Origin of the sequence: uncultured Kushneria sp., assembly GCF_947497025.1 — a bacterium.
In the GTDB taxonomy this organism is placed as follows: Bacteria; Pseudomonadota; Gammaproteobacteria; order Pseudomonadales; family Halomonadaceae; genus Kushneria.
In genome coordinates this window covers 82292-107881 of record NZ_CANMFC010000007.1, presented here as the reverse complement: position 1 = coordinate 107881, position 25590 = coordinate 82292, and the positions used below count along the sequence as shown (strand labels likewise).

Genomic DNA, 25590 nt, shown 5'->3' with positions numbered 1-25590 from the left:
CGGGCTCAGATCGCGAAGCGAACCACGGACTGATACAAACGTCCGGACTGCTCTTCCAGCGAGGAAGCAGCGGCAGCCGCCTCCTCCACCAGCGCGGCGTTTTGCTGCGTCACCTGATCCATCTGGCTAACAGCCTGATTGACCTGTTCGATGCCGCTGGTCTGCTCCTTGGAGGCCGCTGCAATCTCGGCCATCAAATCATTGACCCGACGCGAGCTCTGGGTGATGGTCGCCATGGTGGTATCGGCTTCATCAACGAGCGTGGTGCCGCTGGCGACCTGCGCCACCGAGCGCTCGATCAGCGCCTTGATATCGCTGGCGGCGGTCGCCGAACGACTGGCGAGCTGGCGAACCTCTCCGGCCACCACAGCAAAGCCGCGACCCTGCTCGCCGGCACGAGCGGCCTCAACGGCTGCGTTAAGCGCCAGCAGGTTGGTCTGGAAGGCGATACTGTCGATCATGGTAATGATTTCGCTGATCTTGCTGGAGCTTTCACGAATCTCGCTCATGGTCGCCACAACACGCTGAATGACTTCACGCCCGCCGTCCATCTCGCTGGAAGCCGTCTGGGACAGGCGCGTGGCCTGGGCAGCGTTATCGGCATTCTGGCGCACGGTGGCCGTCAGCTCTTCCATGCTCGCCGCCGTTTCTTCCAGCGAGGCGGCCTGCTGTTCGGTACGCGCAGACAGGTCGTTGTTGCCGGCGGCAATTTCACGAGCGCCCACATCGATTGACTCACTCGCCTGGCGAATGCTGGCGATGGTCTCGGCAAGCTCTGCGCGCATGTGCTCAATGTGATAAAGAAGACTGGTCTGATCACCGCGTTTCAGATCGAGGCGCGTGCCCAGTCGCCCAGCCGCAATTTCGCGCACGCAGTCGATGGCGTAGGCAGGCTCGCCGCCCAGTCCCCGATAGATATTGCGGGTCAACAGCAAAAACGCCACGGTCAGCAACGCACCCACGGCGCTCAACAACACCACGTACTGAACGAGCTTGCTTAAAAAGGCATTCCGAATATCATCGGTATAGACCCCGGCCGCCAGATTGATCTGCCAGGGCGCGAAGCGCTCGACATAGCCCAGCTTGGGCAGCAGTTCCTCACCGTTGGCATCACGTGAGTCATAGCTGACAAAGCCGCTTCCATTGGCGAGCGCCTCTTTCAGCAGTTCACCATACACGGCAACGCCATTGGGATCGGTATAGGTCGACATGTCATCGCCGCTGTCACGACGCGGGTGATAAAGCACGCGCGCGCTGTCATCAAAGGCAAAGATATAGTTCTGGCGGTCATCGCCAAAGCGCAGACCGGCCAGTGCATCCAGTCCTCTTAGTCGGGCTTCTTCCTGGGTAAACTCGCCGGCATTGGCGCGCTCCTGGTACCGCGCGAACAGCGTATGCGCCACACCCACGGTGGCCTGCAGGCTGCGCTGACGTTCTTCAAACATCATGTCACGGGCATTCCATGCCATGCTGGTCACCAATACCATCATGCCAACCCACATCAGCGCCAGGATGGCGAACATCTTCTTTCTCAGCGTCCAGTTGCCCAGACTGAAGCTCGTGCGACGACGCCGTGTCGCCTTTTCATCATGGTGAGAGACCGTGTGCTCTCCTGGTGTCATTTCCGTCCAGCCTGCCTGCGACGCCATGTTTCTCTCCCTGCGGACCCCATGTCCATCACCTGCACCGTAATGGCGCGACTCAATGCACAACATCGGCCGACAGTGACTAGACTTGAGGTCATTCAAGCCAACCGCGTATCCATTTGACCGAAAGGAGCATGACATGCCTGACATGGCCGATCTGAAAGGATTACTGGGAAGCCTGGCCAGTGCCATGGGCGGTGAAACGGGAATGCCGAGCGGGTGTCGGGCCGTGGAAGACTTCGAGCTGAAGCGCTACCTGGGCCTGTGGTATGAAATCGCGCGGCTAAATCACAGCTTCGAGCGGGGCCTGGAACAGGTCACGGCGCACTACGCGATGCGTGACGATGGTGGCGTGGCCGTCACCAACCGGGGTTTCAACCCGGAGGATGGCGAGTGGGACGAGGCCGAAGGCAAGGCCTTTTTTGAAGAAGGACCCACCATCGGACGTTTTCGAGTGTCCTTTTTCGGCCCCTTCTACGCCGGCTACAACATCCTCTGGCTCGATGACGACTACGAGCACGCCATCGTGGCCGGCCCCAACCACGGTTTTCTCTGGCTGCTGGCCCGCTCGCCGAGCATCACATCTGACATGTACGAGCACATGGTCAATCTTGCCCGTCAAAGCGGCTTTGATACCGAGGCCCTGATGCGCATTTCGCACGCCCCGGAAAAGGCATGACCTGACGCCGGATCAGCGCGCAACGATACCGGCCCGGAAGACGCGCCAGATGCTGACCAGACGCTGGTCGAGGGTCTGGCGGTCATAAAGAAAGCTTTCGCTGAAAAGCCCGTCGATGACGCAGTAGGTCATACTGATAAAGTCGTTTTCATCAAGGTCATCGCGTAGGCAACCCTGCGCGACGCCAGCCTGAAAGGCCCTTTTCAACAGTTCATCGATGGCGCCCTCGCTCTCGCGGCTGATCTGCTTGAGCGGTGTGGCCAGCGATGGCGGCGGAAACAGCAAAAAGCGTTTATAGAACACGCCCTTGCCTGAATCGAAAATAAAGTCGCGGCTGGCCTGTAACAGCCTCTGAAGACGTTTTTCGACATTATCCTCCCCGGCCAGACTCTGCTCGATCACGCCCAGCATCTGTGCCTCGACTTCCTCCACCAGGGTCAGAAACAGCGCCTCCTTGCTGGTGAAGTGGTTATAAAGCGACGGCGTACGAATGCCGACCTCGCGCGCGATGGCCGACAGCGGCGTGGCCTCGTAGCCCTGTTCGGCAAACAGCCTGAGGCCGATCTCCTTTATCCGTGTCTCAGTGCTCATGACGGCGTCTCTTTCCGGAAAATGGCCAGGGGTTGCTGGTAGGCGCTGGCGAGACTAGGCTAACTAACGATCGTTAGTCCAACAACCCCTGTCCGTTTTCCTGCAGAAAGAGAGGTTTCCCATGGCATCAAAATGGTGGCTGATGCTGCCGGCCACACTGTGTGAAATCGGCTGGGCGATGGGCGCCAAGTATGCCCAGGGCCCTGTCGAGTGGCTGGGCACGCTGGTGCTGGTCACTCTGAGCCTGGGCCTGGCGACATGGATGGCCCGGACACTGCCCACCACGACGGTCTACACCGTCTTTGTCGGCCTTGGAGCAATGGGCACCGTACTGGTCGATATCGCCTTTCTGGGCGCGCCCTTCAATGCCCTGACGCTGATGTTGATCATGACTCTGCTGACCGGGGTGGTCGGCCTCAAACTCTACTCCTCCGATCAAAAGGAGGCGTCATGTACTGGCTCGCACTGATCGTTTCGGGACTCATGGAAGTGGTCGGCGTAACCGGCATCGAGAAGTTCAATCGCGGCTCGCGCCGGCAGGGCCTGGCCATGCTGGTGATCGGTTTTGGCCTGTCGCTGGCATTCATCTCGTTTGCCATGCGCGAGATCAGTCTGGGCATCGCCTACGCCGTCTTTACCGCCATCGGCACGGTGGCCAGTGCGCTGTTGGGCATGCTGTTCTGGGGCGAGCCGAGAAGCCCGATCCGGCTGGGCTTCATTGCCCTGATCATCGCCTCGGTGGTCGGGCTCAAACTGGTCTCCGGCAGTCAGTGACGCCAACACGGTGTCACGACTCCTCTCGGGCCCAGGCCAGCAGCGGCCGGGTGTGCGCGTGCATGTCCAGCCGCGCCTTGAGACGCACCATGTTCCAGTAGTGTCCGTTAAGGGTACGCGACAGCAGCATGGTATCGGCCGGCGGCTGCAGTCGGTCCATGGCCGACCAGACCCGCGGGCTGATTTCACGTAGACGGTAATGAATGCGCGCATCGCTGAAGTCCTGCTCGCCGGGCTCGAACAGCGGTCGCATGGCGGCCGCCGATTCACGATACAGCGCCAGCGGTGCCCCTTCCCCCTGGCGTCCGCCCATCGAACGCAGCGCTTCATCCATGCCCATCGGGTCATCCTCGATGGCCGCCCCCAGAAGCTGCATCATCGAGCGCAGCCGCGCCTCGGGCACGCTGATCACCGCGCCCAGGTCATAGACAATCAACCGACCCTCCTCGTCGGTGGCAAAGTTGCCGGCGTGTGGGTCGGCGTGCAGCTCTCGATGCGTGAACAGCTCCTCGGTCAGCCAGTCGCCCAGATTGGCGGCCAGGGTCTGGCGAACACTATCCTCCATCCCTTCCGCCTCCCGCATGGGAATCCCGGGCAGGTAACGCATGGCGAGCACCCGGTCACCGGAATAGTCCGCCAGTGGCTCGGGAAAGCGCAGACCATCATTGTCGGCGTAACGTGCTCGATAGCGCACCAGTGCCTCGAATTCGGCGCGGTAGTCGAGCTCCTTGCGCAGGCTATCGGCAAACTCGTCAAACATGGCATCCAGCCGGGCCTGGGGCACCTTCATCCAGCGCATCAGGCGCATCATGCGCCGCACCTGCACCAGATCCTGCTCCAACACGCGCTCAAGACCGGGATACTGCACCTTGAGCACCAGTGTCTCGCCGTCATGGGTGGTGGCGCGATGCACCTGGCCCATGGAAGCGCTGGCAAAGGGCGTGGGCTCGATATTGGCAAAGGCCGCCTCCAGGTCGCCAAACTCATCCACCAGGGTTCGGCGGATGTCTTCCCAGGGCATGGGGCGGGCCTGACGCTGCAGTCGCGCCAGCTGCTCGGCCAGCGCCGGGGGCAGCAGGTCATCCCACTGCGCCATGATCTGGGCCAGTTTCATGGCCGGACCCTTGAGCTCGGAAAGCTCGTTGAACAGCTGCTCACCGAGCGCCTCCCAGCCGGCGTCACGCCCCATGCGCGAGCGCAACAGGGCCCCGCCGGTGCGCGCGCCCATGCCCAGCATCCTGCGGGTTCTGCCTCGCTCTCTCATTAACGTGACTCCTTTCAGGCGTTCACGGTGACACTGGACACTACGCCGTGCCCGTCATGATCACATCCAGCGCTCATCGGCCGTAAAGCAGACCGTAAACCAGCGCTGCTGCGGGGCAATGTCCAGTGCTGCACCGATCTGGGTGCGCACGTCATCCAGCGTGGCCACCCCCTCGCGCGCGGCAAACTCCGGCGTGGTCAGAATATGAATCTCGATAAAATGTCCGCGGCCGGTCCGGGCGACATGACTGTAGTAGTGTCTGAGCCCATCGCGCTGCATGACGCTTTCCATCACGGCATGCACCTGTTGATCCAGCTCGCGGGGCGCGATCAAAAGCACCTCCTTCATGGCCCGAATCACGATGCCGATGGGTACGGGCAGAAAGCACAGGGTCAGAACCGCCAGCAGTACCACATCCACATAGGGCGTATAGATGACCCAGGCCGTGCGCTCCAGCACCAGCGACAGCGCGAAGGCCACGATCAGCGCCAGCGTGATCAGGCCCGCCATCAGCCAGCTCTGGGCATCGATTCGGATGAAGACCGAATCAATGCGGGCGTTAACGCGCTTTTCCATGCGATACATGACAAGACAGATCACGGCCACCACCAGGGCATACCCCAGAGCAGGACCAAAGGCCAGTGCGTGGCCGCCCTTGATGATGCCCTGCACGGCATTAAGAAAGGCATACAGGCATAAAAGCGTCAGGATCGCGCCGTTAAGCGCTGCCACCAGCGGCTCCAGATGCCAGAAACCATGCTGAAATCGGTCACTGCTATCGCGCATGGCCAGACGCGCCACAAAAAGCGACAGCGCCGACATGATCGAATCGATGGCCGAGAACATGCCATCAAACAAAATGGACGCCGATCCCGAGACAAGACCAAAAACGATCCCGAGCAATGACACGCACAGCGTCGCTGCGATCGAGCGCTTCAGCGTTTGCTGCTCCAGACGGGCATCCATGATCATTCTCCGGAACGTTCTTCATCAGACGATCTTTTTCAGAACGACCTTCTTCATAACGACCCCTGCCCTGTGGTATCAGGCGTTAATATGGCCATCCTGGCGTACACTACAGACTGCCGATTGCATAACAATGAGGGGCAAGCATGTCACTGAGCGATTACTTTGCCGATTTCATCGCGGCCGATGAGCTGACAGTGTGGTCGGATTGTGGCGCATTGCCAGGCGTATCGGTGGTCGAGTATGCCCCGGGGGTCATTGCACTATGGCCGCAGGCATCCAGTGAACCGCCGGGCGCCACCATTATTTCGGCCGGCATTCACGGCGATGAGACGGCCCCGATCGAGCTTTTCGGCGAGCTTCTGGCGGCACTCGATGCCGGGCAACTACACGTCGGGGCACCTGCCCTGCTGATTCTGGGCAACCGTCGTGCCATTGCCAAAGGGCAGCGCTATCTCGACACCAACCTCAATCGACTCTTTCGCCGCGAGACCCTGCTTCAGGACGACAACCGATTCGAGTGCCTGCGTGCCCTTGAGCTGATGCATGCCGTGGACCGCTTCGTGGCCGGGGTTTCCGGTCCGGTGCTGCACCTGGACATGCATACCGCCATCCGCGACAGCCGCTATCCCCGCTTTGCCGTCGAACCCTTCAGCGACACGCCAACGCCTGACGCCGTCTGGCAGCAACTGGCCGATGCCGGCATTCAGGCCGGGCTTTCCCAGCATCAGCACAGCTGGACATTTTCGCACTACAGTCGCCACTATCATGGCGCTCAGGGCTTTACGCTGGAGCTGGGCCGCGTGGCCCCCTTTGGCAGCAACGATCTCGAGCCACTGGCGCCGATGCTGGATCTGCTGCGCGCGCGCATCGCCGGCACCCATGACAATACATCAGGCCATACGCCGCTTTTGCGCTTTACCGTGGTCGATGAAATCATGCGCGAAAGCGATGACTTTCACCTGTGCTTTGCCGATGACATCGCCAATTTTACCGAATTCTCTCCTGGCTGCTGTCTTGTCCGCGACGGTGCCTACGGCGAATGGGTCGTAAAGGAGGCACCGGTGCATGTCGTGTTTCCCAATGCCAATGTCGAGCGCGGGGCAAGAGCACTACTGCTGGCCCGGCCCGTGGCACCGGTAGCGCCTGGCACAGGATGATCCCATCAGACGGGCGCGCGCTGGTCGGGCCTGTTAACATGCGCCGCCAGATACCTCGGGTCGCCACATAAAAAACGGCCTGGCGCATGATTTCATACCACCAATGACAACATTCAGGAGAGTGCCTTGGCCGACGCCTCCATTCCGCTGATCGTTAGCGACATCCATAAGCGCTTTGGCAACAACGAAGTCCTCAAGGGCATTTCGCTGGAAGCCAGAAAGGGCGACGTCATCACCCTGATCGGGGCCTCCGGCTCCGGCAAGAGTACCTTTTTGCGCTGCATGAACCTGCTCGAGCGCCCTGACAGCGGTGACATTCTCGTTCACGGCGAGCCAATCAGTTTTCGCCGGACCCGGCACGGGCGCGAACCAGCCGACCGGGGCCAGCTCCAGCGTATCCGCACGCGGCTGTCGATGGTTTTTCAAAGCTTCAACCTCTGGGCGCACATGACGTTGATTGCCAACGTGATCGAGGCACCCGTTCATGTCCGCGGCGTGCCAAAGGCCCGTGCGATGGAACAGGGCATGGCACTTTTGGAGCGGGTCGGACTGGCCGACCGGGCCCACTACTACCCGGCCCAGCTCTCCGGCGGCCAGCAGCAGCGTGGCGCCATCGCCCGGGCACTGGCAATGGAGCCTGAGGTCATGCTCTTTGACGAGCCGACCTCGGCGCTCGACCCGGAACTGGTGGGCGATGTGCTCAAGGTCATGCGCGAGCTGGCCGATGAGGGGCGCACCATGATCGTGGTCACTCACGAGATGGACTTTGCCCGTGACGTCTCCAACCAGGTGGTCTATCTGCATCAGGGCATGGTCGAGGAGCAGGGACATCCCTCCGAGGTGCTGGACAACCCGAGCTCGTCACGCCTGCGTCAATTCCTCGCCCCGCGCGGGCGTTAATCCCAGGGAGACTGCCATGATCGATTTTCAGGGCTATGGCCCCCGTCTTCTGGAGGGCGCTCTGCTGACCCTTGAGCTGGCGGTACTCTCACTGCTGGTGGCGGTCGTGCTGGGGCTTCTGACCGCCAGCGCCCGCCTGTCACGCCTGGCCGTGCTGCGCCTGCCGGCCATCATCTACACCGTGATCATTCGTGGCGTGCCGGACCTGGTGCTGATGCTGCTGCTGTTTTATGGCGCCCAGATCGGCATCAATCAGCTCACCGATATGATCTATGATCGCTGGGGCTGGGACATTTTCATCAACATCGATCCGTTTGTGGCCGGTGTGATCACCATCGGGCTGATCTTTGGGGCCTACATGGCCGAAACCTTTCGCGGCGCCTTTCTGGCCGTGGACCAGGGCCAGATCGAGGCCGCCGAGTCCTTCGGCATGAGCCCATGGCTACTGTTTCGCCACATCCGCTTTCCCCTGATGATGCGTCACGCGCTGCCGGGACTTGGCAACAACTGGATGGTGCTGTTGAAGACCACCGCTCTGGTGTCGATCATCGGCCTGTCCGACATGGTCCGGGTCGCCGCCGAGGCCACACGGGCGACCCACCAGACCTTTTTGTTCATGATTCCGGTGGCGCTGGGGTATCTGGCCATCACATCACTGTCGGAAATCGGCATGCAGTGGTTGAAAAAACGCTATAACGCCGGCTTCGAGGAGGCGTCATAATGCAGGAGCTTCTGCAGTCTCTCGCCCCCTGGCTCAGTGATAACGCCATCTTCACACCGGCCACGCTTGCTCAGTACTGGGGCGGCTTCGTCAACACCGTCCAGCTGGTCTTTATCTCGCTGATCATCGGGCTTTTTCTGGCCGTGCCGCTGGCCATCGGCCGTGCCAGCCCGATCTGGATCCTGCGCAAGAGTATCTGGCTCTATACGTGGATCTTTCGCGGCACCCCGCTTCTGATTCAGCTCTACATTGCCTATTACGGTCTGGCCTTCATCCCCGGCGTGCAGGACAGTCCGATATGGCCATTGATCAAGGACCCGCTCTACCCGGCGCTTTTGGCGTTTCTGCTCAATACGGCGGCCTATACCACCGAGATCTTCTACGGGGCGATCAAGGCGATGCCCAGAGGCGAGCTTGAAGCGGCGCGCGCCTACGGCATGTCACCGATGCTGGCCTATCGGCGCATCATTTTGCCCAGCGCCCTGCGCCGCGCCCTGCCGGCCTACGGCAATGAGGTCATCTTCATGCTGCACGCCAGCGCCATTGCCAGCGTCGTGACCATTGCTGATCTGACCGGTGTGGCCTACAACATCTATTCGCGCTATTACGCGCCTTTCTCGGCATTTATCTTTGTGGCGCTGTGCTACATGGTGCTGAGCTTTTCCATTCAGGGCATTTTCAGGCTGCTGGAAAAGCGCATGCTGGCCCATCTACAGCCACGCTGATGCCGAAAGACATCGCCATGATCTTCCTTACATGCGGTTACAGCACTTGCATCCACACGGGGGAACATGGTGATAATCCAGCGTCGACCCGGTCCGCCGGGCGGTCCTTTTAAAAAAAGAGAGACAATGATGAAAAGACTACTGACGGTTTCACTGCTGGGGGCAGCCATCGCGGCAGGCTCAGCCCAGGCACGTGATAACGATACGGTCCGTATCGGTGTGGACATTCCCTATGTGCCCATGGAATATCGCACGCCTTCCGGCGAGCTGGCAGGCTTTGATATCGAGCTGGGCAACGCTCTGTGCGAGCAGGCCAGACTCGAGTGTAACTGGGTCGAACAGGGCTGGGACGGCATCATTCCGGGCCTGATGTCTCGCAAGTTCGACGCCATCATGTCCTCGATGACGATCAACGACGACCGCCGTCAGCAGGTGCTTTTCTCTGATCCGTACCTGGTACCGCCCTCTGCCTGGTTTGCACCCACCTCAACAAAGATGGCAGGCGTTGAATCCAGCGATCTCAAGGATCGCAGCATCGGCGTACAGCGCGGCACCGTGCAGGACAATTACGTGACCGACAAGTTTGGCGACGTGGCCAACATCCAGCGCTACGCCAGTGCCGACGATGTCGCCGTCGACATGGAAACCGGTCGTCTGGACATCGCCTTTCTGGACTACCCCACCGGTCAGGCAGCCCTGCTCAAGGGTGGCAAGTACAAGACCATGGGCGAGATGATGACCGAGCCCAAGGAGTACTTTGGTGACGGCTTTGGCATTGCCTTTCGCCAGCGTGACGAGGCTCTGGCCGAAAAGTTCAACAAGGCTTTGGCCACATTGAAGTCCAACGGTACCTACGACGAGATTCACGACAAGTATTTCAATGAAGATGGCACTAACGCCCCGCAGCCCGACCAGGACTGACAGCGGCCTGGTAGCCTCTGTACATTGAATGAAAAAGGCCCCGTCAATGACGGGGCCTTTTCATGAAGAGTCATACCGAAGCGGTCAGGCCGGTACGCCAGTGAGCTCTGCCCCCGGCGAGACCGGCTTTGCCGGTTCATCCACGGCAAAGATGCCGCCGGAGAGCCGGCGTACCCGCTTGATGAACAGCGCCAGCGCCACGGCCGTACCCAGCGCCGCCAGGATATAGGCCATGGTCAGGGGCAACCCGAAACCGATCGGCGCCCAGGCAATGTAGGTAAAGGTGGCCATGGTCATGAAAAGCGCCGGCAGCAGCGTCAGCCAGTAAGGCTTTTTGGCCAGAATCAGATACATGGTGGCCACCCAGAGTGCGATGACTGCCGTGGTCTGATTGGCCCAGGAGAAGTAGCGCCACAGCAGCGTGAAGTCCATATGGGTCAGGCCGTACGAAATCACAAACAGCGGTGCTGCCACCATGATGCGCTTGGCCATCGGCTTCTGACCAATATGGAGATAGTCGGCAATGATCATGCGCGCGCTGCGAAAGGCGGTATCCCCCGAGGTGATCGGCAACACGATAACGCCCAGTACGGCCAGCGTGCCGCCCACCGCGCCCAGCAGATTGACCGACACGCTCTGCACCACGGCGGCCGGACCGCCCTGCGCCAGCACCTGAGAGAGGCTGTTGTCACCGTGAAACAGGCTCATGGCCGCGGCCGCCCAGATCATGGCAATCACGCCTTCAGTGATCATCATCCCGTAGAAGATCTTGCGCCCGTTGTTTTCATTGCCGGTGGTGCGCGAAATGATCGGCGTCTGGGTGGCGTGAAAACCCGACAGCGCACCACAGGAGATGGTCAGAAACAGCAGCGGGAAGATGGGGGCGTTATCCGGATGCATGTTGGAGAAATTCAGCTCCGGAATCGGCGCGCCGCGCATGATCATCATGATGCCGATACCCGCGGCACTGAACAGCAAAAGCGCTCCAAACCAGGGGTAGATACGCCCGATGATCTTGTCGATGGGCAAGAGCGTGGCGAGCAGATAATAGGCAAAGATCGCCAGCGTAACCACGGTCAGCGACACCGGCAGCATATTGGCCAGCAGGGTCGCAGGCGCGGTCACGAAGACGGTCGCGACCAGTAGCAGCAGCAGCAGTGCAAAGAAGTTCACTACATGCTTCATGACCCGGCCCAGAAACTTGCCGGCCAGTTGTGGCAGGTGGGCGCCGTGATTGCGAATCGAGATCATGCCGGTGAGATAGTCGTGCACGGCGCCGGCGAAGATGCAGCCCACCACGATCCAGATAAAGGCCACCGGACCGTACAGGGCACCAAGAATCGGCCCGAAGATCGGTCCGACTCCGGCAATGTTCAGAAGCTGGATCAGCGCGTTGCGCTTGGTGCCCATGGGGAGATAGTCGACATCATCACGCATGGTATGCGCAGGCGTGGGGCGCCGGTGATTGGACTCGAAAACACGTTCCACGAATTTGCCGTAGGTAAAATACCCCACTACCAGCAGCACGATCCCTGCCAGAAAGGTCATCATATCGATATTCTCCTTGACCCTTGCGCACGCCATCGTTCGGAAGGTTCCGACCAGCGCGGCCAAGGTGGTCTGTGAGGTTTTTGTAAACCCGCAGAGCTTATTCACCCACCGGAGAAGTCAACAGATGGACCTTCGTTTTATAGACAAAAGTCTCGGGCGCCGGAGGGGCCCGTAGCGGCCCCCCGGGAGATGATGTCAGCCCACGGAGGGCACCAGAATGCGACGCAGCCAGACCCCGCATTCATCGATGGCCTGGTCGGCCTGCAGGTGCTGACCAAGTCTTCGAATAAAGGCATGGATCATGCCGTAATAGTGGCTGTGGCGTGTCAGCACCCCGTATTCGGCCAGCAGCTCGGCATAACGCACGCCTTCATCACACACCGGGTCAAACTCGGCGGTCATGACCAGCGCCGGTGGCAGCCCGGCCAGGTCCTGATGATCAAGCAGTGTATTGAAGGGGTGCGAGCGCGCCGCCTCATCGGGCAGATACTGCTGGATATACCAGTCGCGGGCCTCGCGGGTGAAGCCATAGCCGCTGGCATGGCGCGTCAGGGAATCAAGCCCCTGGCGCTGCAGATCCAGCATGGGATAGAGCAGACACTGCCCGCGCAGCACCGGACCGCCTTCATCACGAACCCGCAGGGCCGTCAGTGCTGCCAGCAGCCCCCCGGCACTGTCCCCGGCCAGTGCCAGACGCGTGTCGTCGCCGCCAAAACTACCAGCGTGACGGCCGATATAGCGCACGGCGGCCAGCGCATCATCGGGAGCGGCCGGAAACGGATGCTCCGGCGCCAGACGATAATCCACAAAAGCCACGATGGTTTTCGAGGCGCGACATAGTGCGCGGCAGATCACATCATAGGTCGCCAGCGACCCGGTCACGAATCCGCCGCCATGAAAAAATACCGTGACCGGTCGTGGCCCGCTCGAGCCGTGTACGAAGGGGTAATAAAGTCGCAGCGTCATGGATCCGGCCGGGCCGGGAATCGAGATATCCCTGATTTCCGCAACCGGATACGCCAGTGGCGGGCGCTGAAGTTTCAGATTGGCCTGATCGGCGACAGCGCGACGCTGGGCAACACTCATGGCGCTGACATCCGGCGCCCTTTCAGTGGCTTCCTGCAGCCAGCGTCCAAACTGCGAATCCAGTGGCATATTCCCCTCCTCTGACGTGGCTCCAAGCCCTCAGCGTAACCTGAATGGAGCTGCGCGTCGCGATGACGCACAATGTATGCGCTGTTCACTACAGCCATGGTCGTGGACACGGACTCTCTTTTGTTAACGGTTGCTCATGAACACACGCGCACTTGTTCCCCTTTCCCCCATTATCGCTGCCATGCTGCTGATCGGCTGTGATCGCGTCCCCGAAGTCGAACTGGCTCAGGGCGAGGCACAGGGCACCACCTATCACATCAAATGGTGGAGTGAGGATGCCCCTTCGCATGGTGACATCGAGGCGGATCTGACCCGGGTGCTCACGCAGATCGATCAGGACATTTCGACCTATCGCGACGACTCCTGGATTTCACGCTTCAACGCCAGTCGCCGCACCGACTGGCAGACGGCGCCGCCCGAAGTCATTCATCTGCTGCAGATTGCCCGCCGCGTCAATGAACAGTCGCAGGGCTGTTACGACCCGACGGTTGCCCCGCTTTTCAGGCTGTGGGGGTTTCAGGACGAGAATTTTCAGGTGCCCTCGGATGAGGCCATCCGAGAGGCCATGACGCATACCGGCCTTGAGCATCTTGAGATCGACGCCAGCGCCGGAAAAATCCGCAAGACGATCCCAGAGCTTTCCATCGACCTCTCCTCCATGGGAGAAGGTCACAGCGTGGACCGGATCGCCGCAATGCTGGAATCCCACGGCATTCATGATTATCTGGCCGAGCTGGGCGGCGACATGCGCATTCGTGGCGCCAAGCCGGACGGCGAGCCCTGGCGTGTCGGCATTGAGACGCCAAGCCCCGGCGAGCGCCGCGCCGGCCATATCGTGACCGTCAATGATCACGAGGGGATGTCACTCAACACCTCCGGCACCTATCGCCGCTATTTCGACGACAGCGGCCACGCCTATGGCCATATCATCGATCCACGCAGTGGCCATCCCGCCACGCATGAGCTGGTCTCGGCCACCGTCTTTGGCACCGAGGCCGCCGTCAGCGATGCCTGGGCCACCACCATGCTCTGTCTGGGACGCGAGGAAGGCACCCTCGTGGCCGATCGCGAAGGCCTGCCGGTCTATCTCATCGAACGCCACGCAGAGAACGACTTTACCGACAGCCGCACGAAGGCGCTGGAAAAGAGCCAGGGGTTCACGCTGGAATAACGCCACCGACTGGTGAAACAGGGAAAGGCAGCCGGCCGGTGAGCGGGCTGCCGGCATCAAGGAATCTACCCGGAAGTGCTGCCATCACGCATGAAGTTGACGATCCAGCGTGCCATGACATGGTCATCGACCGGCGCATTGAGCGACGCCATGGCCTCGCGGCGGCGCCGATCCGGCAGCGTGTCGCTCTTGTCGGCCATCAGATCTGCGCTGCATGCCTTCGAGAACTCGGGATGGCCCTGAACGCTCATCAAGCGGGGTCCGTACTGCAGCAGATAAAAGGGACAAAACGGGCTTTCGGCCAGCACCTCGGTGCCTTCGGGCAGTGCCAGCACCTGATCCTGATGGCTGACGATCAGATCCAGCCCTTCCTGCCAGGGCGTCATCCACGGTTTGTGATGTATCACCGTATTGAACGATACCCCCACGCCCCAGCCGCGATCGCTTTTACCGGCGCGCCCGCCAAGGGCCTGCGCCATCGCCTGATGGCCAAAGCAGATGCCCACCACTGTTTGATGCTCGGCGTGTAGACGGCGAATCAGCACCAGCAGCGATTCGATCCACGCGTGGGATTCATAAACGCCGGCCTTGCTGCCGGAAATCAGCCAGGCATCGACCACATCAGAATCGGTGGGCAGCTCACCCTTGTGAACCCGCCAGGTGACGAACTCGATGGCAGGGTCCACCGCCTGTAAAAGCCCCGCATACAGGGCTGGATAGTTGCCATGCACGCGGGCCACATGGGGGGCCAGATCATCACACTGCAAAAGACCGACGTTCATGCGTTGTTATACCCTTTCTCTGTCATCAGACGCTTTTATCGAATTCCGTGATCAGATGCGGTCATCGAACAGGGTCATTTCAGCGTCGCCTCGGCACTGGCAATGGCGTCAAACTCCTCCTCCGGCGCCTGTGCCACCAGTCGCTTGCGACTGTAGAGACCAAACCAGGCCAGCATGATGGCGTAGAAAAGCCCCGCCCAGAGCGCGGCCTGCAGGCTGACCACAAAGGTCGAGATAAAGGCGATGATGGAGAGTCCCAGCGCCACCCCGGAGGTCCAGCGTCCGCCCGGCGTTTTATAGGGCCGAGCCAGGTCCGGCTCGCGCGCGCGCAGCAGCCAGTGCGACAGTGTCATCATGCCATAGGAGATGGTCGCGCCGAACACGGCCATGGTGATCATCAGATCCCCCTGCCCGGTCAGTGACAGCAAAAAGCCGATGACCCCGGGCACGATCAGGGCCAGTACGGGTGCCCCGCGACGGCTGGTGATTGACAGTATTCGGGGAATATAACCGGCCCGTGACAGGGCAAAGACCTGGCGGGAATAGCCAAAGATGATCGAGAAAAACGAGGCGATCAGACCGAACAGGCCGATCAGATTCACAAAGCCTGCCGCCCAGTTGCCCAGCCCATATACGGCGTTGAGGGCATCCACCAGCGGTGCCGCCGAAGTGCTCATGGCCTTCGCTCCGGCACCGCCCGGCGCCAGCAGCAGCATGCAAAAGGCAAAGACCAGCAGGACAGCCATCGCCGCGATAATGCCACGTGGCATATCGCGCCCGGGATGACGTGACTCCTCGGCTGCCAGCGGGACACCCTCAACGGCCAGAAACAGCCACATGGCAAAGGGAATCGCGCCCCAGATCCCCATATAGCCGTTGGGCAGAAAGGTAGAAGCGCCCAGCGCCTGGGTCGGGGTGATATCAAAAAGTCGGGCGCTGTCAAAATGAGGCAGCATGCCAACGATGAACACGATAATGGCCACCACCGCCAGCGCCGTGACCCCCATCATGATTCGAAGCGCCTCACCCGCCCCCCACAGATGCAGCCCCACAAAAGCGATATAAAACACGGCATAAACCAGTGGCCCGTCGAGCCCGATCAGGGAGTTGACGTAGCCGCCAATGAAGATGGCAATCGCCGCCGGCGCAATGGCGTATTCCAGCAAAATGGCCGTACCGGTGATGTAGCCGCCCCACGGCCCCATGGCACGGCGGGCGAAGCTGTAACCGCCCCCGGCAGTGGGCAGTGAAGAAGAGAGTTCCGCCAGCGAGAGCACCATGGTGGTATACATGATGGCCATCAGAATGGTGGCGATCAGCATGCCGCCAAACCCGCCGACACCGATGCCCAGGTTCCAGCCGGCAAAATCACCCGAAATCACATAGGACACGCCCAGCGTTGCCAGCAGTACCCAGCCGGCAGCGCCCTTTTTGAGCTGGCGCTTTTGCAGATAGTCTTCAGCCACGGCGTCGTGATGAACGCCGCTGTCATGCTTCGTATCCTGTGTCATGACAACACCTCGCGATTGTTGTTATTGGTCGCATTGTGAGGGGCCACCCGCGGGTGGCCCCGTGCCCGGTCACGGTTCAAGCGTGCCTGAGCGTCAGGTCATCATGCCCTGCCTGAACGGATCAGGCGAGAGGCTGGCGGTATCGAGTGGTCTATCTGTCCTTCCGAGGGTCATGCGAGTCATCATGCCTGGCAATCCAGCGCTCCAGCAGCTCAATCTCCTTTTGCTGGGCATCAATCACCTCACGGGCCAGCGTGCGCATCTGCTCATCATGGCCGTGTTCGAGCTCGATACGCGCCATGTCGACCGCGCCACGATGATGCGCCAGCATGCCGCGGGCGAAGTCCATATCGACGTTGCCACTGGAGTTGATGGCCATGCCATGATGCATGCGCTGATTGGCCTCGCTGAAGGCCTGCGCCGCCTGATCGGCCTCGCCACCCTGTGCGGCATGAGCATCGTGCGAAGCGGGGGCGTCTGCCAGTGCCGCTGTAGACAGCAGCACGCCTGCAATACATGAAACGACGCGATATGACATTGAGAACATCCCTCTCCTCCCTGAAAACCATGGCGATGGTGCTTACGTCACGATCTCGTGACGACGGGGCAGATCCGGACCGCGCTGTTGGCAGGTATGAGCGGCTGCACGCATGGCAAATTCCACCATGTCGCGGCGCTGATCCTGCGTCAGCTGACCGGGACCTTCGGGCGTGGCCAGACCCTGCTCGTCGAGCCATGCCAGAAGGGCTGCCATGAAGCTGTCGCCGGCGCCCACGGCGTCCACCACGCTGATCACCTCGGGCGTGAACGACTCGCTGCCGCCTGTCGTGTAGAGCGTCACACCCTCGCCTCCCCGGGTCATGATGACCATCGGGCAACGGTCATTAAGCCAGCCGCGGATCACCGTCTCGGGGTCCTGTTCCGGGTAGAGCGCGTCAAGGTCTTCATCACTGATCTTGATCAGATGGGCATGAGCGGCGAAGGTATCGATGCGCTCGCGCCAGCGGGCCACGTCGGGCTCGACCTTGAGACGAATGTTGGGATCCAGCGAGATCAAGCAGCGGTCACGCTCCCGCGCCACCAGTGCCTCCAGCGTCTCGCTGGTGGGCGAGACGGCGAGCGCATAGGAGCCGACATGAATGGCATGCACCGCCTCAAGGCCTGCGGGCAAATGCGCTGTTTCCAGCATGCGATCGGCGCCGCACTGGTTGTAAAAGACGTAGCGCGGCGAGCCGCTGTCATCCAGTGTCACCATGGCCAGCGTGGTCGCGCTGCCGGGGATCTCGACCATAAAGTCGGTCTCAACCGCCTCACTGGCCAGCACCGCTCGCAGGCGCTCGCCCAGCGCGTCCTGCGCCAGCCCGGTGAAAAACGCCGACTGACGCTCAAGGCGTGAAAGTCCGATGGCCACATTCATGGGCGAGCCGCCGGCCACAGCCGTAAACGACAGCGATGAAGCGTCCGGGGCGATCTGCCCCTCATCGGAAAAGAAGTCAAAAAGGGCCTCACCGCAGACCAGAAACATCGGGTTACTCCAGAAGTCCATAAAGGGACAAGCTTAACGCACCCGTGCCCGAACGTCGTGGACCTGTAAGCACCGATGGCGCTCCCCGGGCATGCGGTCAGCGCGGATCATCGCCGGCCAGACGAATCTGCAGCTTGACGTCCGTGGGCCGCGCCTCGGTAGCGCGATCAAAGGCCGCCACGCTCTGTTCGAAATCAAAGGTTTCGACAATCAGTGGTTTGAGATCCACCTTGCCGGAGGCGATCAGTTCGATGGCCCGGTCATAAACGTTGGCATAGCGAAAGACCGTCTCGATGCGCACTTCCTTCGTCTGAGCGAGAACCACATCGAAGCTGACCTTCTCGACCGGCATGCCGACCAGCACCATGACCCCGCCCGGCCGCACGCAGGCCAGTGCATCGTCATACACGCGCGGGCTGCCGCTGGCTTCGAACACCACATCGGCGCCCCAGCCATCACCGGTTAGCTCGGCGACGCGCTCGGTCAGCGACTCGTGGGCCACGTTGACGGGAATCAGCCTCTTGTACCCGGCAGCGATGGCGAGCTTGTCGTCCACCACATCGGAGATCACCACGCGGCTGGCGCCCGAGGCCAGGGCCGCCAGGGCCACCATCAGCCCGATCGGGCCGCAGCCGGTCACCACGCAGGTATCGCCCGGCTGGAGCCCTGCCTTGACCACCGCCTGCATCCCCACCGCAAACGGCTCGACCATGGCCCCTTCGGCAAAGGAGACGCTGTCCGGCAGTTTGAAGGTGAACGCCGCCGGATGAATCACCTCGGGCGTGAGACAGCCATGGATGGGCGGTGTGGCCCAGAAGCGCACGGCAGGATCGACGTTATACATCCCGAGCTTCGACGCACGAGAGGTCGGGTCGGGAATGCCCGGCTCCATGCAGACCCGATCACCCGGGACGAGCGTTTTGACGTTGGCCCCGACTTCCGTGACGGTACCGGCACCCTCATGACCCAGCACCATTGGCGCTTCAACCACAAAGGGACCGATGCGCCCGTGGGTGTAGTAGTGAATATCGCTGCCGCAGATGCCCACGGTGTGCATACTGATGCGCACGTCATCCGGCCCGATCTCACCGGGCAGTTCGATCTCACGCAGGGCCAGCTCGTTCTGACGCTCCAGTACCAGTGCTTTCGCCTTCATGTCATGACCTCTCTACAGCGTTGATGGACTGCCCTGCAGTGTCAGCGCCAAAGGGCGCCAGCGCTTTACAACCATGGTCTTGTTAAAAATGGTCTTGTTAAAAAAGGCCTTGCTACGCGACGCCTTCCAGCTGAAAGGGATAAATCGATCCCAGCGCCAGCAGGTCGGTGAGCTCCTGAAGCGCTGCCAGCGACTCGTGGGCCAGCTGCGGGTCGGCCAGATCCTCAAGCGTCAGACGATCGCGATAATGACGCTCGACCCACTGGACGAGATGCTGATACAGGCCATCATCGAGCATGACCCGGCCACTCATCGCCTGGCGTTCGGCCTCATCAAGCACCACGCGCAGGCGCAGGCAGGCCGGGCCGCCCCCGTTGCGCATGCTCTGTTTGACGTCGCGCACCACGACCTCGCTGATCGGATTGTTGCCACCCAGCAGCAGGTTCTGAATCGTCATCCAGACGGCCTCATCGGATTCGCACTCCCCCGGCACCACCAGCGTCATGCTGCCGTCGTCCCGACTCAATAGCTGGGAGTTGAAAAGATAGCTCGCCACTGCGGCTTCCAGCGTCACGGCCTCCTCGGGCACGCGAATGGGAATCAACGGCTGCCCATCGCTGCGCGCGGCAAGACGATCCCGCAACGCTTCCAGCACCGCCCGTTCTTCAAGGAAGGCGCGCTCGTGATAGAGCAGTACCGGTCCATTGCCGACACAGATCACGTCGTTGTGGAACACGCCCGCGTCGATGGCCTCCGGGTGTTGCTGGGCAAACACGGTCTGCTGATCACTCAGGCCATGCTGGCGCGCCAGCGCCCGGCATGCCCTGAGGGTCTGCCGCGGGCGATGGTGTGTCGGCGCAGCCAGGGTGTCCGGCGCTGGATCCCCATGCACGAACAGATGCACGCCCGGCCCGCCATGGTGCGCGCACAGCCGGGTATGGTTGGCCGCGCCCTCATCGGAAAACCAGGGCGTGGCCGGCAGCGCCGGGTGGTGGGCAAAGTATCGATCGTCAGCGAAGATCGCCTTTAGGGTTCGCGCCGTCTGCGCCGTCTCGATCGAGCGATGCAGCGCCGACTGCATGTTGGCGGGCGTGACGTGTACGCGTGAATCCAGTGTGTCGCGCGAAGGCGTAATGGTGGCGGCGTTGGCCGTCCACATGGCCGCCGCCGAGCAGGCGGCGTACAAAAGCTCGGGCGACTCGCTGCCTACCCGCGGCAGAACATCTTCCGGGGCACCGCGATAGCCAAGGCGATGCAACAGCCCCATGTCGGGGCGCTGCTGCGGCGGCAGTACCGCCTGAGGAAAGCCGGCATCGCGTGAGGCCTTCATCTTTTCAAGCCCCTGCAGCGCGGCCTCGCGCGGGTTGGAGATCAGCCCGGCGTGACGCCTTGAAGCCAGGTTGCCCTGCGCCAGACCTGCGTAGTTGTGCGTGGGGCCCACCAGACCATCAAAATTGATCTCGACGGCATCACTCATATGGCCTCCTCACCGTCAAAACCGGCCAGCGTAATGCCCGGCGGCAGCTGATCCGGCAGCACCAGAGTATCGCTTTCCATGGAAGCGACCGGCCAGGCACAGTAATCCGCCGCATACCAGGCACTGGGGCGGTGATTACCGCTGGCGCCCACGCCACCAAAGGGCGCATCGCTGGCCGCACCGGTAGTCTGACGATTCCAGTTGACCACTCCGGCACGGATGCGCAGCACGAAGTCTTCCCAGACTTCAAAGGTGCCGCCAATCAGCCCGGCGGCCAGGCCGAAACGGGTGTTATTGGCTTCGGTAATTGCACCTTCCCAATCTGAATAACGGTATACTTTTAGCAGGGGTCCGAAATATTCCTCGTCCGGCACCTCAATGCCGGTCACCTCCATCAACCCCGGCGACAGCAGACTGGTGTCCTCCTTCACGTACGCCATGCGCGACAGCACCCTTGCGCCCATTGCCTCAAGCTGCTGCTGGGCATCGAGCATTTTCTGCGCCGCCTCTAAAGACACCAGCCCGCTGTAAAACGGCTCCTGCTCGCCATGGCCGTCAAGACCGTCGAACTGAGGCCCCACCACCAGCGTGGAAAGCGTTTGACGCAGGGCCTCGATCAGCCGATCTCCCGAAGCGCCTTCCGGCACCAGCAGACGCCGGGCGCAGGTACAGCGCTGGCCACCCGACAGATAGGCTGACTGGATAATGGTCAGCACCGTCGCCTCGATATCGTCCGGGATGTCATGCACCAGCAGCGGATTGTTGCCGCCCAGCTCCAGCGCCAGCATGGTATCAAGTCGCCCGCCCATGCCTTCGTGCAGGCGCCTGCCGGTCCCCTCGCTGCCGGTAAAGAGCAGCCCGTCGATCCCGTTGTGACCGGCCAGCGCCTGGCCGGTCTCGATGCCGCCCTGCACCAGATTGATCACACCCGCCGGCAACCCGGCTTCCTGCCAGCAGGAGAGCACCAGATCGGCTGTGGCAGGCGTCAGCTCGCTGGGCTTGAACACCACCGTATTGCCGGCCAGAAGCGCCGGCACGATATGGCCGTTGGGCAGATGGCCCGGGAAATTGTAAGGACCGAAAACGGCCATGACGCCGTGCGGGCGATGGCGTACCACGGCGCGCACGCCGGCGTTTTCCCGCACACGCGTGGGCGTGCGTTCATGCCAGGCCGCCATGGAGATGGCGATCTTGCCGATCATGGCCTGGACTTCGGTACCGGCCTCCCAGCGCGGTTTACCGGTTTCCCGGGCGATGGTATCGGCCAGCACGCTGCGGTGATGTTCCAGACGCTCGCGGAAGGCTTCCAGCAGCGCGATGCGCGTCTCGATCGGCTGGCGTGCCCAGCCAGGGAAGGCTTCCCGGGCGGCAGCGACAGCGCGCGCCACCTGATCGGCACTGGCACCGCGCCCCCGCCAGAGACCTTCACCGCTGACCGGGTCGCGCTTTTCAAGCTCGCTCCCCTCCCCTGGAAACCATTCACCGCCTGCCAGCAGCTGCTGCGTGATCTCGATACTCATCTCTTCCTCCATGAACATGGCACCCTCAGGTGGCCAGCAGCCTGAGCGTATCTCCGTCTTCAACGCCCAGACGCTGCGCTTCCTCGGGGGTCAGGGCAATCGTACCGTCCCGCGGTCCCCTGCCAACCCAGCCGGCCCGAAAACCTACCGCCGCCCCGGTCGTGGCCGCCAGCCAGCCCGGGCGCTCGTCACTTGAGAGCGCCTCCTGAACGCTGACACAAGCGGTCTGGCTATCGCGAATCGAGCGCACATCATCAATGTAGGCTTCCACGGTCGGGCCGCCGTCAAAGATATCGATGTAGCCTTCAAAGCGCAGTCCGTCGCGGTTGAGCATCGCCAGTGCCGGGCGGGTCTGGGTATGCACCTGACCGATGCACGCCCGGGCACTCGGCGGCAGAAAGGAGGTGCAGATCGGGTGACGTGGCATCATCTCGCCGATAAAGCCCTTTTCGCCCATGCCGGTGAGATGGTCGGCGCGCTGAAACTCGATGGGCAGGAATTTCTGGCCCAGCGCTTCCCAGAACGGACTTTTGCCGTCGTCATCAAAACGACCGCGCATCTCGGCCAGCACCCGATCGGGAAAGCGCTCGCGAAAGCCTGCCATGAACAGCCATCGCGCCCGGGACAGCAGCGTGCCGTTGCGCATCGGTCGTTGCGCTTCGCCGCGCCAGCGCTTTCGCAGATAGAGCGAGCACACCTCGGCGGAGCCGGTGTGATCGGAGCACAAAAAGAGCGTATCCAGCGTTCGATGCAGCTCCAGGTGGCTGGACGAGTGCGCCAGCTGGCCGATGCGGTAGTGATAAAACGGCGCTTCGAGCCCGACGCGCGACTCAATCGCACAGCAGCCGGCCAGACGCTCGGCACTCTCCAGAGGCTGGCTGTCATCCTCGAGCACAAAGAAGTAGAGCGCGGCTTCAGGCGCATTTTCTGTCGTTTCATGCGAGCGCTGAAAGCTCTTGCGAGCGTGGGCGATCTTGTCGATCAAAAAGTCGCGACTGTTCGGCAGTGAGGTAAATCCTGGGCCGGTCTCGACGGCGATCGCCTGCAGGGCATCAATGTCCCTTTCCTCGATGGGTCGAATCAGCATGGCTGTTCCTCCGAATCGCAGGATCCATCGAAGGGAATCACCAGCACCGGCTCGTCGATCTCTACCATAAGACGCCGGGCACTGTCGGACGCCATCACGCATTGACCGCGCTCGTTGAGACTCGCCGTCACCACGCTGGTTCTGAAGCCTCCCAACCGTTGACTGGCGATCAGCACGGGCCTGGCACAGGCGGCCTCGAAAGAGACATCACCGACCTGCACGGTCAGCCACTGACCATGGGGCAGATGATCGCGCGACGCCTCCAGCAGCGGCCCGCCATCGAGCATATCGACGTGGCGCGACAGGCGAAACCCTTCCTGCTGCCAGGCCGTCAGGGCGTCGAGATGATTGTCGCCGGCCCGCCCGATGGCCTCGCGCGCATGGTCGTCCAAAAGTAGCAGATACAACGGAAACGGCGGCATGACTTCACCGATAAAGCTTCTCGACCCCAGGCTGGCTGCCCGGTGAATGTCATCGAAGTCACGCGAGAAGAAATGGCGCCCCACGCCATCCCAGAACGGCGTTCGCCCGCCCTCACGATAGCCGGACAGCGCCACGAACAGCGTCGCGGCAAAGCGTTCCGGAAACCGGACAATCAGCGCGAGTCGCGCGGCGCGAAGCAGACATCGGGCGCTGTCGGCCCGGCCATGATCGGTGGTCGCCAGTGCGCACAGCAGCGAGGCGTGCGACATCTCATGCGAGATGGATAAAATGTTCACCTCGCGGCGGACATCGAGCTGCTGCGAGGCGTGAATCAGCGTTTCCTGACGATAGGTGTAATAGGCCTCCCGGCCCCCGGCCAGCGCCTTGACCGTGGCCGTGGCGATCACCTCGCCCGCTTCGGTCTCCGCCACCAGCACATACTGTTCATTCCCCGGACGGTCAACGCTTGTCGACAACGCCGCCTGGCTCGAAGCCAGGCGTTGCAGCAACCGGTCACGATCGGCCGGCAGGTTGGTCAGGGCGGGACGCGCCATCGTGGCCATGGCCATGATGGCATCGACATCGTCAGGCGTGGCACTGCGTGCAATCAGTGACATGTCAGCGCCCCCTCAGCGGTTGGCCATTACCCGCGCCAGGGCCCGATCGAGACACGCCATGCCTTCATCGATCACCTCCAGCTCAATGACCAGAGACGGCGCAAAGCGCAGCACATTGGGGCCGGCTACCAGCATCATCAGTCCCTCTTCGGTTGCGGCCGCCAGTACCTCGCGCCCCCGCTCGCCAAAGGATTCATTGAACTGCGCCCCCAGCAGCAGCCCCAGGCCGCGGATGTCGCTGAAGCAGTCATATTTTTCGTTGAGCCTTTGCAGGTGCTCGCGAAACCGCTGTGAGCGCGCCTCGACGCCCTTGAGCACCTCGGGCGAGCTGATGGTTTCCACCGCCGCCAGCGCCACCGCCGATCCCAGCGGATTGCCACCATAGGTCGAGCCATGGGTGCCGACCACGAACACGCGCGCAATCTCATCGGTAGTCATCATCGCACCCATCGGGAAACCGCCACCCAGTGCCTTGGCCGAGGTCAGAATGTCGGGCGTGATCCCATAATGCATATAGGCGTACAAATGGCCGCTGCGCCCGACGCCACACTGGACTTCATCAAAGATCAGCAGCGCCCCGTGATCGTCACAGAGCTTGCGCAGGCCTTCGAGAAACTCGGGCGTGCCCGGGGTGACGCCGCCCTCACCCTGCATGGGTTCGACGATCACCGCACAGGTGTCGTCGTTGATCAGCTCGCGCGCACTGTCGAGATCATTGTAGGTGCCGTGCACAATGCCGCCGGGCACCGGGCCGAAGCCCTGAGAGTACTTGGGCTGGCCGCCGACGCTGACGGTAAAGAAGGAGCGACCGTGGAAGGACTGACGAAAGGAGACGATGCGATGCTTTTGCTCGCCCGCGGTGTCATGGGCATAGCGACGCGCCAGCTTCAGGGCCGCCTCATTGGCCTCGGCCCCCGAGGAACACAGAAACACCTTGTCGGCAAAGGTCTTCTCGACCAGCGTACGGGCCAGCTTCAATGCAGGTTCATTGGTATAGACATTGGAGAGGTGCCAGACCTTTTCGCTTTGCGCTTTCAGGGCTTCCATCAGTACCGGATGGCAATGCCCCAGACCATTGACCGCAATGCCACCGGCAAAATCGATATATTCGCGACCGTTCTGGTCCCACAGGCGGCTACCCTCGCCGCGCACCGGTATCACCTTCTGAGGGGAATAATTGGGCAGCATGTACTGATCAAAGGCTTCACGGGTGGGGGTCCAGCTCATGACAGGTCTCCGTTGACAAACACATCTGGCGACAAGACGTC

The 25590-nt window shown here is 61.7% G+C and carries 25 protein-coding genes; 9 read left to right on the top strand and 16 right to left on the bottom strand.

The features are described from left to right. Window positions 1-5 precede the first annotated feature (5 nt). A complete protein-coding gene (locus Q0931_RS13715; protein ID WP_299261231.1) occupies window positions 6-1649 on the bottom strand; it encodes a methyl-accepting chemotaxis protein in 1644 nt (547 codons plus the stop codon). 136 nt (window positions 1650-1785) lie between these two features. Here Q0931_RS13715 and Q0931_RS13710 point away from each other — a divergent pair, with 136 nt between their 5' ends. After that, complete coding sequence (locus Q0931_RS13710; RefSeq protein ID WP_299261229.1) at window positions 1786-2325, top strand: lipocalin family protein; 540 nt, start codon at window positions 1786-1788, stop codon at window positions 2323-2325. Window positions 2326-2337: 12 nt separating this feature from the next. On the opposite strand, the gene Q0931_RS13705 is transcribed toward Q0931_RS13710, so the two are convergent. Continuing rightward, window positions 2338-2916 (bottom strand): TetR/AcrR family transcriptional regulator, encoded by a 579-nt coding sequence (locus Q0931_RS13705; RefSeq protein ID WP_299261227.1) that lies wholly within the window; start codon window positions 2914-2916, stop codon window positions 2338-2340. Window positions 2917-3037: 121 nt separating this feature from the next. Between Q0931_RS13705 and Q0931_RS13700 the strand changes: the two genes are divergently transcribed. Both Q0931_RS13700 and Q0931_RS13695 read left to right on the top strand, forming a co-directional pair. Then, on the top strand, window positions 3038-3385 hold the full coding sequence (locus tag Q0931_RS13700) for an SMR family transporter (protein ID WP_299261225.1): 348 nt from the start codon (window positions 3038-3040) through the stop codon (window positions 3383-3385). After that, window positions 3367-3690: a multidrug efflux SMR transporter gene (locus Q0931_RS13695; protein ID WP_299261223.1), complete on the top strand. Its 324-nt coding sequence runs from the start codon at window positions 3367-3369 to the stop codon at window positions 3688-3690. The genes Q0931_RS13700 and Q0931_RS13695 overlap by 19 nt, the downstream gene beginning before the upstream one ends. A gap of 13 nt (window positions 3691-3703) precedes the next feature. Here Q0931_RS13695 and Q0931_RS13690 read toward each other — a convergent pair whose 3' ends face one another. Together Q0931_RS13690 and Q0931_RS13685 are read right to left on the bottom strand one after the other, a co-directional pair. Continuing rightward, window positions 3704-4954, bottom strand: a complete 1251-nt coding sequence (locus Q0931_RS13690; protein WP_299261221.1) for an AarF/ABC1/UbiB kinase family protein — start codon at window positions 4952-4954, stop codon at window positions 3704-3706. Between the two features lie 60 nt (window positions 4955-5014). Beyond that, window positions 5015-5920: a cation transporter gene (locus Q0931_RS13685; RefSeq protein WP_299261219.1), complete on the bottom strand. Its 906-nt coding sequence runs from the start codon at window positions 5918-5920 to the stop codon at window positions 5015-5017. Window positions 5921-6066: 146 nt separating this feature from the next. Between Q0931_RS13685 and Q0931_RS13680 the strand changes: the two genes are divergently transcribed. From Q0931_RS13680 to Q0931_RS13660, 5 genes are all read left to right on the top strand, one after another. Next, window positions 6067-7080 (top strand): succinylglutamate desuccinylase, encoded by a 1014-nt coding sequence (locus tag Q0931_RS13680; RefSeq protein ID WP_299261217.1) that lies wholly within the window; start codon window positions 6067-6069, stop codon window positions 7078-7080. A 126-nt stretch (window positions 7081-7206) separates the two neighbouring features. Beyond that, entirely contained in the window at window positions 7207-7980 is a 774-nt protein-coding gene (locus tag Q0931_RS13675) for an ATP-binding cassette domain-containing protein (RefSeq protein ID WP_299261215.1), read from the top strand. A gap of 16 nt (window positions 7981-7996) precedes the next feature. Next, window positions 7997-8701: an ABC transporter permease subunit gene (locus Q0931_RS13670; protein ID WP_299261213.1), complete on the top strand. Its 705-nt coding sequence runs from the start codon at window positions 7997-7999 to the stop codon at window positions 8699-8701. After that, the gene (locus Q0931_RS13665; protein ID WP_299261211.1) at window positions 8701-9426 is read left to right on the top strand and encodes an ABC transporter permease; all 726 of its coding nucleotides are present in this window, start codon (window positions 8701-8703) and stop codon (window positions 9424-9426) included. The genes Q0931_RS13670 and Q0931_RS13665 overlap by 1 nt, the downstream gene beginning before the upstream one ends. Before the next feature lie 129 nt (window positions 9427-9555). Beyond that, complete coding sequence (locus Q0931_RS13660) at window positions 9556-10347, top strand: transporter substrate-binding domain-containing protein (protein ID WP_299261209.1); 792 nt, start codon at window positions 9556-9558, stop codon at window positions 10345-10347. An 84-nt stretch (window positions 10348-10431) separates the two neighbouring features. Here Q0931_RS13660 and Q0931_RS13655 read toward each other — a convergent pair whose 3' ends face one another. After that, on the bottom strand, window positions 10432-11898 hold the full coding sequence (locus Q0931_RS13655) for a carbon starvation CstA family protein (RefSeq protein WP_299261207.1): 1467 nt from the start codon (window positions 11896-11898) through the stop codon (window positions 10432-10434). A gap of 195 nt (window positions 11899-12093) precedes the next feature. Continuing rightward, window positions 12094-13053: an alpha/beta hydrolase gene (locus Q0931_RS13650; RefSeq protein ID WP_299261205.1), complete on the bottom strand. Its 960-nt coding sequence runs from the start codon at window positions 13051-13053 to the stop codon at window positions 12094-12096. A gap of 136 nt (window positions 13054-13189) precedes the next feature. On the opposite strand from Q0931_RS13650, the gene Q0931_RS13645 reads away from it, so the two are divergent. Beyond that, a complete protein-coding gene (locus Q0931_RS13645; protein WP_299261203.1) occupies window positions 13190-14224 on the top strand; it encodes an FAD:protein FMN transferase in 1035 nt (344 codons plus the stop codon). A 65-nt stretch (window positions 14225-14289) separates the two neighbouring features. On the opposite strand, the gene Q0931_RS13640 is transcribed toward Q0931_RS13645, so the two are convergent. From Q0931_RS13640 to Q0931_RS13595, 10 genes are all read right to left on the bottom strand, one after another. After that, window positions 14290-15006, bottom strand: a complete 717-nt coding sequence (locus Q0931_RS13640) for a GMP synthase (RefSeq protein ID WP_299261201.1) — start codon at window positions 15004-15006, stop codon at window positions 14290-14292. A gap of 74 nt (window positions 15007-15080) precedes the next feature. After that, entirely contained in the window at window positions 15081-16517 is a 1437-nt protein-coding gene (gene eat, locus Q0931_RS13635) for an ethanolamine permease (RefSeq protein ID WP_299261199.1), read from the bottom strand. Between the two features lie 151 nt (window positions 16518-16668). Beyond that, window positions 16669-17055, bottom strand: coding sequence for a DUF305 domain-containing protein (locus Q0931_RS13630; RefSeq protein WP_299261197.1), 387 nt, complete (start codon window positions 17053-17055; stop codon window positions 16669-16671). 42 nt (window positions 17056-17097) lie between these two features. Beyond that, window positions 17098-18042, bottom strand: a complete 945-nt coding sequence (locus Q0931_RS13625; RefSeq protein WP_299261195.1) for a carbohydrate kinase — start codon at window positions 18040-18042, stop codon at window positions 17098-17100. Window positions 18043-18139: 97 nt separating this feature from the next. Next, entirely contained in the window at window positions 18140-19198 is a 1059-nt protein-coding gene (locus Q0931_RS13620) for an NAD(P)-dependent alcohol dehydrogenase (protein WP_299261193.1), read from the bottom strand. A 112-nt stretch (window positions 19199-19310) separates the two neighbouring features. Next, window positions 19311-20675, bottom strand: coding sequence for an N-succinylarginine dihydrolase (gene astB / locus Q0931_RS13615; RefSeq protein WP_299261191.1), 1365 nt, complete (start codon window positions 20673-20675; stop codon window positions 19311-19313). Further along, a complete protein-coding gene (astD, locus tag Q0931_RS13610; RefSeq protein WP_299261189.1) occupies window positions 20672-22213 on the bottom strand; it encodes a succinylglutamate-semialdehyde dehydrogenase in 1542 nt (513 codons plus the stop codon). The genes astB and astD overlap by 4 nt, the downstream gene beginning before the upstream one ends. A gap of 7 nt (window positions 22214-22220) precedes the next feature. Continuing rightward, window positions 22221-23282: an arginine N-succinyltransferase gene (astA, locus tag Q0931_RS13605; RefSeq protein ID WP_299261187.1), complete on the bottom strand. Its 1062-nt coding sequence runs from the start codon at window positions 23280-23282 to the stop codon at window positions 22221-22223. After that, window positions 23276-24322: an arginine N-succinyltransferase gene (locus tag Q0931_RS13600; protein ID WP_299261185.1), complete on the bottom strand. Its 1047-nt coding sequence runs from the start codon at window positions 24320-24322 to the stop codon at window positions 23276-23278. The genes astA and Q0931_RS13600 overlap by 7 nt, the downstream gene beginning before the upstream one ends. Window positions 24323-24334: 12 nt before the next feature. Further along, a complete protein-coding gene (locus Q0931_RS13595) occupies window positions 24335-25549 on the bottom strand; it encodes an aspartate aminotransferase family protein (protein ID WP_299261183.1) in 1215 nt (404 codons plus the stop codon). Window positions 25550-25590: the final 41 nt, after the last annotated feature.

Bases quoted from the DNA above. Each gene is read 5' to 3' on its own strand.
- Q0931_RS13715 (WP_299261231.1), bottom strand. From the start codon at position 1,649: ATGGCGTCGCAGGCAGGCTGGACGGAAATGACACCAGGAGAGCACACG.
- Q0931_RS13710 (WP_299261229.1), top strand. From the start codon at position 1,786: ATGCCTGACATGGCCGATCTGAAAGGATTACTGGGAAGCCTGGCCAGT.
- Q0931_RS13705 (WP_299261227.1), bottom strand. From the start codon at position 2,916: ATGAGCACTGAGACACGGATAAAGGAGATCGGCCTCAGGCTGTTTGCC.
- Q0931_RS13700 (WP_299261225.1), top strand. From the start codon at position 3,038: ATGGCATCAAAATGGTGGCTGATGCTGCCGGCCACACTGTGTGAAATC.
- Q0931_RS13695 (WP_299261223.1), top strand. From the start codon at position 3,367: ATGTACTGGCTCGCACTGATCGTTTCGGGACTCATGGAAGTGGTCGGC.
- Q0931_RS13690 (WP_299261221.1), bottom strand. From the start codon at position 4,954: ATGAGAGAGCGAGGCAGAACCCGCAGGATGCTGGGCATGGGCGCGCGC.
- Q0931_RS13685 (WP_299261219.1), bottom strand. From the start codon at position 5,920: ATGGATGCCCGTCTGGAGCAGCAAACGCTGAAGCGCTCGATCGCAGCG.
- Q0931_RS13680 (WP_299261217.1), top strand. From the start codon at position 6,067: ATGTCACTGAGCGATTACTTTGCCGATTTCATCGCGGCCGATGAGCTG.
- Q0931_RS13670 (WP_299261213.1), top strand. From the start codon at position 7,997: ATGATCGATTTTCAGGGCTATGGCCCCCGTCTTCTGGAGGGCGCTCTG.
- Q0931_RS13665 (WP_299261211.1), top strand. From the start codon at position 8,701: ATGCAGGAGCTTCTGCAGTCTCTCGCCCCCTGGCTCAGTGATAACGCC.
- Q0931_RS13660 (WP_299261209.1), top strand. From the start codon at position 9,556: ATGAAAAGACTACTGACGGTTTCACTGCTGGGGGCAGCCATCGCGGCA.
- Q0931_RS13655 (WP_299261207.1), bottom strand. From the start codon at position 11,898: ATGATGACCTTTCTGGCAGGGATCGTGCTGCTGGTAGTGGGGTATTTT.
- Q0931_RS13650 (WP_299261205.1), bottom strand. From the start codon at position 13,053: ATGCCACTGGATTCGCAGTTTGGACGCTGGCTGCAGGAAGCCACTGAA.
- Q0931_RS13645 (WP_299261203.1), top strand. From the start codon at position 13,190: ATGAACACACGCGCACTTGTTCCCCTTTCCCCCATTATCGCTGCCATG.
- Q0931_RS13640 (WP_299261201.1), bottom strand. From the start codon at position 15,006: ATGAACGTCGGTCTTTTGCAGTGTGATGATCTGGCCCCCCATGTGGCC.
- eat (WP_299261199.1), bottom strand. From the start codon at position 16,517: ATGACACAGGATACGAAGCATGACAGCGGCGTTCATCACGACGCCGTG.
- Q0931_RS13630 (WP_299261197.1), bottom strand. From the start codon at position 17,055: ATGTCATATCGCGTCGTTTCATGTATTGCAGGCGTGCTGCTGTCTACA.
- Q0931_RS13625 (WP_299261195.1), bottom strand. From the start codon at position 18,042: ATGTTTCTGGTCTGCGGTGAGGCCCTTTTTGACTTCTTTTCCGATGAG.
- Q0931_RS13620 (WP_299261193.1), bottom strand. From the start codon at position 19,198: ATGAAGGCGAAAGCACTGGTACTGGAGCGTCAGAACGAGCTGGCCCTG.
- astB (WP_299261191.1), bottom strand. From the start codon at position 20,675: ATGAGTGATGCCGTCGAGATCAATTTTGATGGTCTGGTGGGCCCCACG.
- astD (WP_299261189.1), bottom strand. From the start codon at position 22,213: ATGTTCATGGAGGAAGAGATGAGTATCGAGATCACGCAGCAGCTGCTG.
- astA (WP_299261187.1), bottom strand. From the start codon at position 23,282: ATGCTGATTCGACCCATCGAGGAAAGGGACATTGATGCCCTGCAGGCG.
- Q0931_RS13600 (WP_299261185.1), bottom strand. From the start codon at position 24,322: ATGTCACTGATTGCACGCAGTGCCACGCCTGACGATGTCGATGCCATC.
- Q0931_RS13595 (WP_299261183.1), bottom strand. From the start codon at position 25,549: ATGAGCTGGACCCCCACCCGTGAAGCCTTTGATCAGTACATGCTGCCC.